Below are 13,648 nucleotides of genomic sequence, written 5' to 3'. Positions count from 1 at the left end.
CCACAAGCATTCCTTACTGAGCGGTTAGAGGTCGAGGTTTGCGGCCTATCGTAACACTTTCCAAGCATTGTCTGAGGTGCAAGAGACAGGGCTTGAGCCCTGGGTTTAGGAACAGGCGCGGCGCACATTGGCAAGCAAGGGGCTGCCGGTGTCGGGGTCGGTGATCAACGTGCAGTCAACCTGGTAAAGCGCACGCACCAGCTCCGGTGTGACGACCTCTGGCGGTGCCCCTTGGGCGACAATCTGTCCGTCATTCAGGGCGATGAGATGATCCGCGTAGCGACAGGCGCTTGCCAGGTCGTGAAGCACCATGACCACCGTGCGTCCCTGGCTGGCGAGATGGCGTACCAGTTCAAACACCTCGATCTGATGACCCAGGTCCAACGCGGACGTTGGCTCATCGAGAAGCAACAGCGGAGTTTGCTGGGCGATGGTCATGGCGATCCACGCCCGCTGGCGCTGCCCGCCGGAAAGCGCCTCTAAAGGCCGTTCGGCCAACGCCTCAAGCCCTGCGGCGTGCAACGCATGTTCCACCACCCGCTGGTCTTCCGCCGACCACTGGCGCAGCCATCCCTGGTGCGGTTGGCGGCCAAAGCGAATCAGTTCACTGACGGTGAGCCCTTCCGGTGCGATGGCCTCCTGCGGCAGCAGGGCGAGCTTTCTGGCCAGTTCGCGACCGGGCAGGCGCTGAATATCCTCGCCGCTCAACAGCACCGCGCCCTTGTCGGGTTTATGCAAACGGGCAAGGCCCGAGAGCAACGTGGACTTGCCGCACCCATTGGGGCCCACAATCGCGGTGACCTGGCCGCTGGGCAGGCTGACGCCTAACGACGCGATAATCCGTCGCGTGCCATAGCTCAGGTCGAGCGCGTCGGTGGCGAGCGTGGGGGATGGTTCAACCTGCATCATGCGTGGCTCCGTTGCGGGCGCATCAATATCCATAACAGCCAGGGGCCGCCGATCACCGCGGTGACAATGCCGACGGGAATTTCAATCGGGGCAAGCAGGGTGCGCCCGGCGAGATCCGCAAGGACCATCACCAACGCACCCGCAAGCGTTGATGCCAGCAGCGGCACCTGGCGTGAGCTGGAAAGCGAGCGGGCGACCTCCGGGCCAATCAACCCGACCATGCCGACAGGGCCTGCCACTGCCACCGCCAGCGCGGTCAATACGACCGAGAGCATCAGCACCTGGAAGCGGCGGGCTTTGACGTTGATGCCCAGCCCATAGGCGGTGGCGTCCTTGAAGCGCATCAGCGATAACGGGCGTGCGACCATCCAAGCGGCGATCATACCCATCACCAACCCCGCAGCGAGTAGCGCTACTGCACCGCCAGGGCGCGCATTAAGCGAGCCGACGGTCCAGGGATAGGCCGCATTGGCGGTATCGATCGCTACCCGCGCCAGCATCAGTTGGGTGACAGCACCAAACACCGCCCCCACGCCGATGCCCGCGACGATAAACCGATAGCCCTGGGTGCCGCCGCCCGCCACCAGGCCAAAGGTTAGCGCAGCGGCAGTGGCGGCCCCCGCCAGCGCCATGGCAGGCGGGGCCAGCGAGACACCCAACCCCACCACCGAGGCCACAGCAAACGCGGTCGCGCCGTTATCGATACCGATGATACCCGGCGTGGCGAGGCGGTTGCGCGCCAGGGTTTGCATCAGTACACCGGCGAGCGCGAAAGCCGCCCCGGTCAAACAGGCCGCCACCAACCGGGGCAGGCGCAGTTCCTGGACGGTGAACACGCTGATCATCTCGCCCCGGCCGAATAGCGCGGGCAATACGGCGCTAACGGGTAGCGCCATGCTCCCCAGGCTCAAATAAAGCACGCACGCGCAGAGCAGCGCGACGCACAGCCCCGTGCTGACAACCAGCGCACGTCGCTCAACCAGCACGCTGCAGGCGTTGCCCCATGGGGAACGCCATGCAATATGCCAGTAGCCCGACGGCGCGGTCACCGCCTGTGGACGGTGCTCAGGCATAAAGGCCGATGTGGAAAAATCACTTGGGTTTGAATTCATGACAAGCCAACGCCAGGGGTTATAAAGACGGCAGCCGCCTGGCGCGCACCACGGCGACCAGCACCGGCGCACCGCACAGCGCGGTGAGAACACCAATCGGCAACTCCGACGGCGCCACCGCCACCCGGGCAATCATATCCGCTGCCAGCACCATCAAGGGACCGATCGGCAGGCAGAACCACAGCGTGCGGCGAATGTCCGGCCCGGCCATCGCCCGGGCGGCAAACGGCACCACCAGGCCGACAAAGGCAATGGGTCCGGCCATTGCCGTGGCGCCCCCTACCAGCAAGGCCACACAGGCCACGACACACCAACGAATCAGCCCCGGATGATGGCCCAACCCTGAGGCTGCCCGCTCGCCCAGTGCCAACGCCGCCAGCGGGCGCGCCATCAACACCACCGCGACGGCGGCGACCAGCATGCTGGGCAGCATTGCGGCGAGGTCATCCAGGCGTCGCCCGGCAAGGCTGCCGATGACCCAAAAGCGGATTTCGTCCGCCGCGCGCTGGTCATACAGCAACATCAGCGAGGTCAGCGAGCCCAACAGCCCGGAAAACGCCGCCCCCGCCAGCACCAGCCGCACCGGGTCGCTGCCGACGCCGCGCACCCGCGTTACGCTGAGCACACACAGACAGCCCACCAAGGCCCCCAACTGGGCAACTGAAATACGCAGCGTCGCGGCACTAGCGCCCATCACCAGGGTCAGCGCGACGGCAAACGCCGCCCCGGCGCTGACGCCCAGCAGGCCGGGTTCGGCCAGCGGATTACGCGACACCGCCTGCAACAGCGCCCCCGCGACTCCCAGCGCCATGCCCACAGCAATGCCAATCAAGGTGCGCGGCGCCCGCAGTTGCCACACCACAAAGCTGGCATCGCTATCCTGGGTACCGGCCAGCGCCGCCAGTGAACGCAGCGGCCCAACCTCACCTGCGCCGACCAGCAGACTCACGAGACTCACCGCCACAAGGGCGGTGAGCAGTAACGTCATCTGCGTTCGTTGCTGGGCAACGCGTATCGACATCACGGCAACAGGGCAGCTTCAATATCGTCAAGAATCGCCTGGGCCGCCAGCGGGCCACTAGCGCTCGACCATAGCTGGCCATTCACCGGCACGACCTGGTCACGCTGTACCACGTCCAGCCGCGTAAAGGCACTGCTTTGCTTGGCAACTTCCAACGCTTCCCGTCCGTCTTTATTCAGCGTGGCCAAAAACAGCCAGTCACCATCCACCTGGGAGAGGTTTTCAAGGCTCAGCACATCGCTGTGCACGCCCTGCTCGCCTACCAGCCCGGCGTCTTCAACCGTGAGGCCGACTTGATCAAGCAGCCCGGCGGCAAACAGGTTTTTCGACATGACCATGGGCCCGCCCGGCATCCAGCGCACCACGAAGGCATTGCCAGCCACGCCCGCCTCTTCCAGCGCACTGGCCAGCCCGGCAGCACGCTCGTCAACCGCGTTGATGGCGGCTTCGATGGCCTCCTGGCGATTCAGCGCTTCACCGTAAAGCCGGGCTTCGTCTTTCCAGTTATCCGGGGCAATCGGCTGACTATGCGGGACGATAGTTGGAGCAATTTGCGACAGCAGCCGGTACTGGGCCTCGGTCAGCCGGGCGGGCGCCAATATCAACTCCGGTCGCTGCTCCAGCACCGCTTCGGTATTGATTTCGCGTACCACGCCCATGATGGCGGGACGCTCATCGCCTAAATGGGCTTCAACGTATTCAGCAACGTTGTCGCCGCCGCGGGTGGTCACCGCGCCCAGTGGGGTTACCCCCGCCGCCAGCGAGGCATCCAGCGCGCCTTCGTACAACGTCACCACACGCTCGGGGGTGCCGGTGACGTCCACCTCGCCGAAAGCGGTATCCAGGGTACGTGCCTGGGCAGCGCCTCCCCAAAGCCCACTCAACAGCAGTCCCACAATGCCGACGCGCAGTACGTTCGCTCGCATACGTTATCCTCACTGGATTTGAGAGGCAGGGATAATAACGATTATCAAAAGCACTTTCATCAACATTCATTCGAATGGCGTGTTCCTTTCTACGCAACGCCCCAGCGGTCAACGGCGTTCCATTCCATGCAACGGGTCGTTCCCTTCTTTCATCTCGCATTTGGGAACTTTTGTTTTTAGAATCCTCATCGCATTTGATAACGAATATCAATACAAGGTTACTTGTTCTAACAAGGGGTTCTCCATGCCACGCTTCACCCGTACCGTTCTGGCCAGCGCTGTTGCGCTGACCGTTTCCTCCCCGGCTGTTTACGCCCAGCAAAGCGACCAGCTCGATAATATCGTCGTCTCGGCCAGCGGTTTTGAGCAGGCCATGGTCGACGCACCGGCCAGCATTTCTGTCGTGTCCCGCGAGGAACTGGAGCGTAAGCGCGTTACCAGCATTGCCGATGCCCTGCGCGACGTGGAGGGCGTGGACGTGGGTGGCCAGGTGGGTAAAACCGGGGGACGCAACATCAGCCTGCGCGGCATGCCCAGCGACTACACGCTGATCTTGATTGATGGCCGCCGCCAGAACACCGCCGGTAGCGTGACACCCAACGGCTTTGGCGAGACCTCCACCAGCTTCTTTCCGCCGGTTTCAAGCATTGAGCGCATCGAGGTGATCCGCGGGCCGATGTCGACGCTTTACGGCTCCGACGCCATGGGCGGGGTGATCAACATCATTACCCGCAAGGTCGGCCGCGATTGGACCGGCTCGATTGGCGTCGAGAACACCTATAACGAAGACCGGGACTTTGGCGACCGCCGCGAGATCAATCTCTACACCAGTGGCCCCCTGGTGGAAGACACCCTGGGCTTGCAATTACGCGGACGCTTCTATGAGCGCGATGCGTCCAGTCTGGAATACAGTGACCAAAATGGCGACCCTATCGAGGTCAGCCAGCGCGGCCCCAGTCCGGTGGAAGGCGACACCTATAACCTGGGCGGCAAGCTGACCTGGACGCCGACCAATGACCACGACCTGTGGCTCGACGGTGAAGTCAATCGCCAGCGCTACAACAACGACGACTGCCAGCTCGGCACTCTGGATGGCCGCACGCGCAGCTGTGAGCCCGATCCGGGCGAAGCATTTGGCTACTCTGACGAGCTGCGCTTTGAGCGTGAGCAGATTGCCATCGGCCACACCGGGCGTTTTGCCTCGGGCACGCTGGAATCCAGTCTGATGCGCAACACCACCGAGACCAAAGGGCGTACGATTCCGGGTGCGATTGGCGAGGCTTATGACGGCTTCCCGGGCATTGTCGGCGGTGACCCGCGCGAGCTGGAAACCACCAACACGGTGCTCGACAGCAAATTCGTCATGCCGCTGGGCGACCATATGACCACCGTGGGAATGCAGTGGTGGGACGCCGAGCTGGATGACGGATTGGCGGGTGAAACCTTTGAGCAGACCACCTGGTCGTTGTTTGCTGAAGACGAATGGATGCTACGCGATGATCTGGCGCTCACGCTCGGCGGGCGTTACGACCACCACGATGCCTTTGGCAGTCAATTTAGCCCGCGCGGCTACCTGGTCTGGAACACTACCCCTAACTGGACGCTTAAAGGCGGTGTCAGCCGCGGTTACAAAACGCCGTCGCTCAACGACCTTCACGACGGTATCAACGGCGTCACGGGCCAAGGCACCATACTGACCATCGGCAACCCGGACCTGGAGCCGGAAACCAGCACCAGCAGCGAGATCGGCGCCCACTACGATAACCAGCAGGGCTTTATCGCCAGCGCGACGCTGTTCCACAACCAGTTTGACGATAAAATCGCCAGTGGTAACGACAGGCAGGTGACCAACGACCCCTTGATTCCTGACGGTGTTTACAGCCAACAGGTCAATGTCGACGAGGCGATTACCCAGGGCATTGAGCTTTCCACCGGCTACCAGTTCACCCCCGACTGGCGCCTGAACGCCAACTACACCTACACCGATAGCGAACAGAAAAGCGGCGAAAACGAGGGTGACCCGCTCACCGATACTCCCGAACACGCCGTTAACGCCACGCTGCGCTGGCAGGCCACCGCCAAACTGGACGCCTGGCTTTCCGCAGAGTACCGCAGCGAGCGTTACCGTAACCGTGAAAGCGTACGCGGCGCGCCTTCCTTTGATGATCTGGGCGACTTTAAAGCCTATTCGCTGTTCCATCTGGGCGGTAATTACGCGGTCACCGACCAGCTTAATCTGAGCGCGACGATCTATAACCTGTTCGACAAGGACTTTGTCGACTACCAAAGCTACGCATCCACCGACCGTGCGGGTAACCCGCAAACCAGCTATGGCAACGTGTACGCCAACAGTGAAGAAGGCCGCCGCCTGTGGTTCTCGGCGCGCTACGAATTCTAATCACCACGCACGCTTCCGGTTCCTTTAACTCGCTTCAATGCTGATCTTCAACCCGGCCAAGTGCCGGTTTTTTTATGCGCTCACCAGATTATGGAGTATAGCGATAGATAACAGGAGCCGTGAGCATCTGAACTTGCCATTCTGCATTTTCGTGAGATAGCTAGTGGTGAATGAGTATCGCCATAGCCATTGCCGTGTAGCAGAAGACACAGCGGGCAGCGCAGTTAATGCCAACGATCGTTCAGGAGGAAATGGAGCCTCCCCAGTGTTCGAGGAGCATGTCGATAAAAAGCTGGGCTGTGCTGGATAAGCTGTGCGAATTACTTCTCACCAGACCGATCGTGCGCTGAATGCTAGGCTCGGGAAGTTCCCGAGAGCAGAGAGTGTCATGGTCAGGGCCTGGCATTGTCATCTTGGGAAGAATGGCCACTCCAAGGCCAGATTCAACAAGACCCAGCGAAGTGGAAAGGTGCTGGACTTCGTAAAAGCTATTCAGCCTAATTCCCTCTGCCGAGAGAGTGTTGTCCAACAGCATCCTATTGCCACTGTCTCGACTCACGGTGATCAATCTGACCTGCTCGAGGTCTGACCATGCGATATGGTCTTTATCCGCGAGAGGATGGTCGTAACGCAGCGCTAGGACAAAAGGGTCCCGTAATAGTGGTGTGAAGGAAACCTCCGGACTCTGAGCACTAAACATGTTGATGCCGAAGTCGGCCTCGCCGCTGGTCACCTTTTCCAACCCCTCCTTGGCGCTCACATCGAGGATCCTAATACGGATCCCTGGCCATGCCTCGCTAAACCCGCGGATCACACTAGGCAGGAAGTAGAAGGCCGCGGTGGGAATACAGGCAATGGTGACGGTGCCCTTCTGATGCGTGGCCAATTCACGAATCCCCAGGATCGACGATTCGTACTCCTCAATCATGCGTCTCGCACGGGGAAGGAAATCCGTACCGATGGGGGTCAGCCGTGTCCGCCGGGTGGTGCGCTCCAGCAGCTCGATCTCCAGGAGTTCTTCGAGCTTCTGAATGCGGCGAGAAAGCGCTGGCTGAGAGAGGTGCAGACGTTGCGCAGCCTCGTGGAATGATCCCAGCTCTGCGACCTGGATAAAGGCTTGCAGATCAAGAAATTCTAGTCGATGTTGCATATCATAACTCTTGCATGAAGCAGCGAAGATTAATAACGATAGCACATTAATGCGTTTACCACATTGACATAAACATTTATTTGCATTTGAAGCATCAAAAGCTCCCTGACATGCTCATATCACCACTTTGAAACGCGATATGGCATGACGATGATGAACAGCATTCCCTGCATGATCATGCGCGGCGGCACCTCCCGAGGCCCCGTCCTGCGCATGAAGGACCTTCCCGATAGTCAGGAAGCGCAAGCCGAGATCCTGCTGAATCTCATGGGGTCTGGCCACGCTCTTCAGATAGATGGCATCGGAGGAGGGGATCCGCTGACTAGCAAGGTAGCCATCGTAGAGCACTCCTCTCATCCCGATGCGGATGTTGACTACCTGTTCGCGCAGGTCGATGTGCTCAACCGGCGCGTCGACTTCAACCCGAATTGCGGCAACATGCTTTCTGCTGTGGGGCCTTATGCACTTGAGACAGGGCTGTTGGAACCTCAGGAAGGAACCACCGTCGTGCGCGTTCGCAACCTCAATACTCAACGGCTGATCGAGTGTCGCGTGCCGACGCCCGGGCGACAAGTTTCCTACGAGGGTGATACGACCATCAGCGGCGTGCCAGGGCATGCCGCCGGCATTCAGCTCAGCTTCCTGGATATCATTGGCACCAAGACGGGCGCGCTCCTGCCGACCGGAAATGCCATCGACATGATAGAGGGTATCGAGGTCACCTGCCTCGATGCCGCCACTCCCATCATGATGGTCAACGCGGCCGACCTGGGCCTCAGCGGCCGGGAATCCGCATCGGAGTTAGACGCTCAGTCCACCATGCTCGAGAGACTGGAGATGATTCGTCGCCAGGCCGGACTAAGAATGGGGTTGGGGGATGTTAGCCAGAGTGTCCTGCCCAAGCCCGTGTTGGTGACGGCAGCATCCGACAGCACCAACACTTTGTGCACCCGTTACTTCGTGCCTCACCGCTGCCATAAGGCTATTGCCGTCACGGGCGCCATCGCGGTGGCCACGGCCATAAGCGTTCCTGGCACCGTAGCCAACCGCATCGTGGTCGAGGCAGGGAAACTGGAGCCTGATGGTCAGCTGTCAAAGATAAGTTTGGAACACCCCTCCGGTTTCATTGATCTGGATGTCGAGCACCGCGACGGGAATCCTGTCGACATTGCCCGCGTTTCCCTCATTCGTACCGCCAGAAAAATCATGAGCGGAACCATTTTCTATTCACTTCCCTCTCCTCCCAGTCAGGATATGCTGACATCAAGGGCCAGCTAAACCCTCATATCCGCCGGGATGAGTTTCATCAACCATGACAACTACAACACATCAGGAGTAACGCCATGCTAATCAACAAGACGGTAACTTCTTCCTTTTCGCTCGGACGGCTCAATAAAGCCGTATTGCTCGGGATTGCGATTTCCGGACTGAGCCTGACGACGTCCGTGCAGGCTCAAGACAGCGAGGTACCCGGCAACATCAAATGGACCATCCCATTTGGGGTCGGCGGCGGTACGGATGTCTGGGCGCGGTTCTTCTCTCCCTGGTTCAGCGAGTCACTGCCTGGAGAGCCGACCATTATGATCGATAACGTGCCCGGCGGCGGTTCGATCAACGGCGCCAATCTGTTCGCCATGCGTGCCAAGTCGGATGGTAGCGACTGGTTAGGCACCTCGGCCTCGACCCAGTATCCAGCCATGCTCGACGACCCTCGCGTTCGCTATGACTACAGTGATTGGACGCCCATTCTGGCCACACCGACAGGCGGGGTAGTCTATGCCCAACCCAGCTTCGGCGAGACGTCCGATACTGCACTGGACACCCTGCTGGAACAGCCAGTCAAATTGGCGGCGCAGAATCCCACTGGCGTCGAGCTTCCGGTTTTGATAGCTCTGGACATGCTGGGCGCCGACGTACAGGCCGTGTTCGGCATGCGCAGTCGAGGCGAGGGCCGCTTGGCATTCGAGCGTGGTGAAGCCGATATCGACTTTCAGACCTCTTCCGCTTATCTGAGCAACGTTGAGCCGTTGGTAGAGGCTGGCAAGGCAATACCACTATTCTCGCTTGGGGTGCTGAACGACGAAGGGAAGATCGTCCGTGATCCGGCTTTCCCCGAGCTACCTACCTTCAATGAGGTCTACCAGGCTCGGCATGGTGAGGCACCGTCAGGCAGTGCGTTTGATGCGTTCCGCAAATTCTTTGCCTCCGGCTATGCCTTGCAGAAGCTGATCATGGTGCCGAAGGACACCCCGCAGGCCCTGGTCGACACCTATCGTCAGGCGGCCCGTGACTTCGTGGAGACCGACGCGTTCAAGGAGGCGGCCAACGCCCAGTTGGGACCATACACGCCGGTTGTCGGAGACACTGTCCAACGTCACCTTGATGATGCCATGTCCATCGATGACGCCACTCGCGACTGGCTGGCCGACTGGCTGAAGTCGGAGCACGGCGCCAAGATCTAACGCGCAGAGGGACCTGCCGCCCCATGAGAGCGGCAGCCTCGGCCCCTACCGATCATACAATATAAGAGCCATACGCCATGCTCGATATTTTTCTCTCCAGTCTGGGACAGCTCTTCACTCTGTCTCACTTGCTCTTCATGGTGCTGGGCGTGCTGGTTGGCCTCGTCGTCGGCATCATTCCCGGCCTCGGGGGCATTGCCGGTATGTCGCTGCTGCTGCCCTTCCTCTATGGCATGGAACCGACCGTGGCCCTTGGCATGCTGATGGGCCTGGTTGCCGTGATCCCTACCGGCGACACCTTTGCCTCGGTGCTGTTGGGCATACCCGGCTCCAGCGCTTCTCAGGCAACCGTCATCGATGGTTTCTCGCTGGCCAAGCGCGGGCAAGCGGCACGCGCGCTATCCAGTGCGTTCCTCTCCTCGATGATCGGAGGCATTATCGGTGCCGTCGTACTGACAGGTTTTATCCTGATCGCCCGCCCACTGGTGCTGTCGTTCTCCTCTTCCGAGCTCTTCATGCTGACCCTGCTCGGCCTGTCGATGGTGGCCGTGCTCTCCGGCCGCGACCTCTTCAAGGGACTGGCCGCCTGTGGCCTGGGCCTGTTGGTGGGTGCCATCGGCATGGCGCCGGCCACCGGCGAGTTCCGCATCAATTTCGGACTCGACTATCTCTACGATGGCCTTCCGTTGGTAGTGGTCGGGCTCGGGATCTTCGCACTCCCGGAGATTATCGACCTGCTGGTCAAACGAGGGACCATCGCCGAAGAGCCTTGCCAGCTGGGTGAAGGCTGGCGAAAAGGCATCCGCGATGTCCGCGAACAACGTGGCCTCGTCGCGCGCTGTGCTGCCATCGGCAGCCTGATTGGCACCATCCCTGGTCTGGCTGGCTCGGTGGTCGACTGGCTCACGTATGGCCACGCGGTGCAAAGTGCCAAGGACAAGTCCCAATTTGGCAAGGGGGATATCCGTGGGGTGATCGCCCCTGAATCCGCCAACAATGCCTGCGCCTGCGGCGCCATGGTTCCGACCCTGCTGTTCGGCGTGCCCGGCTCGGGCACGGCCGCGGTGTTCCTGGGTGGACTGTTATTGCTTGGGTTGCAGCCCGGTGTTGGTATGATCGAGAATCACCTTGACCTGACCTACACCATTATCTGGTCGCTGGCCCTGGCTAATATTCTGGGGGCCGCGCTTTGTTTGGTGCTGGCTCGCCCGGTGGCCAGCCTCACCCGGGTTCCCTTCGCCACGCTGGCACCTTTGATCACGGTGCTGATCATGTTCGCCGCCTTTCAGGCCACGCGTTCCTCGGGTGACCTGCTCGCCCTGGGAGCAGTCGGCGTCTTGGGCGTTCTGTTCAAGCAGGCGAATTGGTCGCGCCCTGCCTTCCTGATTGGTTTCGTGCTGGCGCCAGGAGCGGAGGGGTACTTCTATCAGGCGGTGCAGTTCCAGGGTACAGACGCATTCATGCGCCCCGGCGTGGTGATCATTGGTGCTCTGATCCTCAGCGCAATGTTCATTCCCATGATCACTGCCGCGTGGCGAAAGCGCCGGGAAGCCGTCTCCGTGGGCGCGGCGGCCACCCAAAAGACCGCCCCTACCCTGGGCGTCATCGATGTGGTGCTCTTCGCCGTACTGCTGGGCACCGCGGTCATCGCCTGGGTGGATATAGCCGACCTGACTGTGCTTGGTGGCATCATGCCGCGGCTGGCCATCGCAATCTTGGCCCTTTCCTGTCTGGCGGAGATTGTCCGCTGCGTGATTCGCCGGCCCCGTTGGGAGCATCAGGCTACCAGTCTGCAGGGCCTCTGGCTGGTGGGCTTCTTTACCTTGGTAGGCGCCATGTTGCTACTGGGCTTTATCACTATTGCGACGCTGTTCTCCTTCGTTTTTCTGCTCACCATTGCGCGACTCAAACCTTGGGCGGCCGCTGTCATGGCGCTTGGAGTCACCGCTTTTCTGGTTGGCATGGCCGAGTTCCTGACCCTGACCTACCCAAGCGGATTGATCGACCCCTGGCTGTTCGGCTGAATCAGTCCTGCCATGAACGCCCACCGCGGGCCGACGACCATTAGCGACAGCGGCCCGCGCAACGAAAGGAAACAATATGAACACCTTGTCCATACCAGAGATACTGCAGACCCTTCAATACAGTTAATTAAAATTCAGGAGTAAAAATTATTCCATATATATTCTGACTTTTAAAAATTAGCAACGGCTGCGCTTAACCTATCTTTATAAACCAAGTAACCAAGAACCAGACAAGGTGATCTTGGGAGGGACAAGTGCGCCTAAACTACAACCTTTAAAACTTGGAGGTGATGCATAAAAAACTCACATGAGCAAATAAAATCAGCAACAAAATATCAATTATATAAATAACCGAGGATCCATATATGACCAAATCTCTTAGAAAAACAATTTTAATGATTTCTGCAAGTTTTGCGGGAACAGGTTCAGCTAATGCAGACACGATTAAAAACATAGACTTCAACCCTTACGGTCAAATTAATTTAGGGTATATGCATAGTAATACTGGGCTCGGCTCGGAGGGCTACATTGTGAACAATAACAATAGCTCGAGCAGGGTGGGCGCCAGGTTAAAGGGGGGATCTGGAAAGCCACAACATTGCGGTTGGTGCACATATTGAACTTGGCTATGTGCAAAATCCTTCAAGTGCAGTGAACCCTGAGAGTAAAAATATCAGTGGAGAATTCAAGGATCGTCACTTTAATGTTTTTTTGGAAGGGGCGGCAGGCAGTTTCTCACTTGGCCAGGGTGATGGCGCGGCAAATGGTAACATTGAAGCAGATCTGTCTGGAACTAATGTGGTTTCTTCCGCTAATCTTCCTCTAGTTGGTGGGGGGTTGCCATTTGTTAACAAAGGATCCATGGAAGAAATCGCTCTTAAAAACTCCGTCAGCAATCAAGACTTTGAGAGCAGGTATTCTAGGTTTAGATATGACACGCCTTCATTAGGCCCCATTGAATTGTCTGTTAGCCAGGGGGTTAAGAGCAACTCAGATGTCACTGAACTTGGTGGACGCATCTCGCTGCCTTTGGCAGGTCGGGTTGTCGCCAGATTAGGTTATTCAACAAAGGGTTTGGGCGAAACATCTGGCGATGTGGAAACCATTGGCGGATCAATCTCGTGGTTACATACAAGCGGTTTCAACTTGACGGGGGCATATTCAAATCGGGCTGATGACAACGGCATGTCACCAGACTCAGAGTTTTATTGGGCAAAAGCGGGTTATAGGTTTAATGAAGCCCATGCGATTGATGCCCACTATGCGGAGACCAAGGATCTAAGATTAAAAGGGGATCATGCCGAGACTGTCGGCGTTGGGTATGTTTATAAGCCATCTCAATGGCTTGACATTTATGCGGGCTATAGGCGTCATTCTTTATCTGGTGTTAATGCCGAATATAGCAATGTTAATGTCGCTATGTTCGGATCACGCATAAAATTCTAAATACTTTGTGTCTTATTGATCGTTTGCTGCGGCCTTATAAAGGCCGCTTTTTTGTAGGGCTCCAGTCACGGTGCACAGCGCTAATTAGGCACTATCCAGTCCTCAGCCATAGGGGTTAGCTGACGGCCGCCACCTATGGTTCTCAGCACGCTACGCGTTCCAAACTTTTCAGCATGCTGCTTCAATGCTGATGCATGCCC

10 protein-coding genes are annotated in these 13,648 nt (G+C 58.8%); 5 read left to right on the top strand and 5 right to left on the bottom strand.

Annotation, left to right across the window (positions count from 1 at the left end; all coding sequences use genetic code 11):
- Positions 1-105 precede the first annotated feature (105 nt).
- From NH395_RS04830 to NH395_RS04815, 4 genes are read right to left on the bottom strand one after another with little or no spacing between them, the layout of a single operon-like run.
- On the bottom strand, positions 106-909 hold the full coding sequence (locus tag NH395_RS04830; protein ID WP_253022796.1) for an ABC transporter ATP-binding protein: 804 nt from the start codon (positions 907-909) through the stop codon (positions 106-108).
- On the bottom strand, positions 906-1,982 hold the full coding sequence (locus NH395_RS04825; protein WP_253023080.1) for an iron ABC transporter permease: 1,077 nt from the start codon (positions 1,980-1,982) through the stop codon (positions 906-908). The genes NH395_RS04830 and NH395_RS04825 overlap by 4 nt, the downstream gene beginning before the upstream one ends.
- A 58-nt stretch (positions 1,983-2,040) precedes the next feature.
- Positions 2,041-3,009 carry an iron ABC transporter permease gene (locus NH395_RS04820; protein WP_253022794.1) on the bottom strand — a complete coding sequence of 323 codons (969 nt, stop codon included), beginning with the start codon at positions 3,007-3,009 and terminating at the stop codon, positions 2,041-2,043.
- Positions 3,010-3,041: 32 nt separating this feature from the next.
- Positions 3,042-3,968: an iron-siderophore ABC transporter substrate-binding protein gene (locus NH395_RS04815; RefSeq protein ID WP_253022792.1), complete on the bottom strand. Its 927-nt coding sequence runs from the start codon at positions 3,966-3,968 to the stop codon at positions 3,042-3,044.
- A gap of 244 nt (positions 3,969-4,212) precedes the next feature.
- Here NH395_RS04815 and NH395_RS04810 point away from each other — a divergent pair, with 244 nt between their 5' ends.
- Complete coding sequence (locus tag NH395_RS04810) at positions 4,213-6,366, top strand: TonB-dependent receptor (protein WP_253022790.1); 2,154 nt, start codon at positions 4,213-4,215, stop codon at positions 6,364-6,366.
- A 241-nt stretch (positions 6,367-6,607) separates the two neighbouring features.
- Here NH395_RS04810 and NH395_RS04805 read toward each other — a convergent pair whose 3' ends face one another.
- Positions 6,608-7,516 (bottom strand): LysR family transcriptional regulator, encoded by a 909-nt coding sequence (locus NH395_RS04805; protein ID WP_253022788.1) that lies wholly within the window; start codon positions 7,514-7,516, stop codon positions 6,608-6,610.
- A gap of 144 nt (positions 7,517-7,660) precedes the next feature.
- Between NH395_RS04805 and NH395_RS04800 the strand changes: the two genes are divergently transcribed.
- The 4 genes from NH395_RS04800 (at position 7,661) to NH395_RS04785 (ending at position 13,448) form a co-directional block, all read left to right on the top strand.
- Entirely contained in the window at positions 7,661-8,794 is a 1,134-nt protein-coding gene (locus NH395_RS04800; protein ID WP_253022787.1) for a 4-oxalomesaconate tautomerase, read from the top strand.
- Between the two features lie 65 nt (positions 8,795-8,859).
- A complete protein-coding gene (locus tag NH395_RS04795; RefSeq protein WP_253022785.1) occupies positions 8,860-9,978 on the top strand; it encodes a tricarboxylate transporter in 1,119 nt (372 codons plus the stop codon).
- A 77-nt stretch (positions 9,979-10,055) separates the two neighbouring features.
- Positions 10,056-12,002: a tripartite tricarboxylate transporter permease gene (locus NH395_RS04790; protein WP_253022783.1), complete on the top strand. Its 1,947-nt coding sequence runs from the start codon at positions 10,056-10,058 to the stop codon at positions 12,000-12,002.
- Between the two features lie 630 nt (positions 12,003-12,632).
- Positions 12,633-13,448 carry a porin gene (locus NH395_RS04785; RefSeq protein WP_253022781.1) on the top strand — a complete coding sequence of 272 codons (816 nt, stop codon included), beginning with the start codon at positions 12,633-12,635 and terminating at the stop codon, positions 13,446-13,448.
- Positions 13,449-13,648 lie beyond the last annotated feature (200 nt).

The organism is Halomonas sp. Mc5H-6 (assembly GCF_024124705.1).
GTDB lineage: Bacteria > Pseudomonadota > Gammaproteobacteria > Pseudomonadales > Halomonadaceae > Vreelandella > Vreelandella subterranea.
The sequence above is the reverse complement of the archived record's forward strand: the minus strand, read 5'-3'. Positions and strand labels throughout refer to the sequence as shown.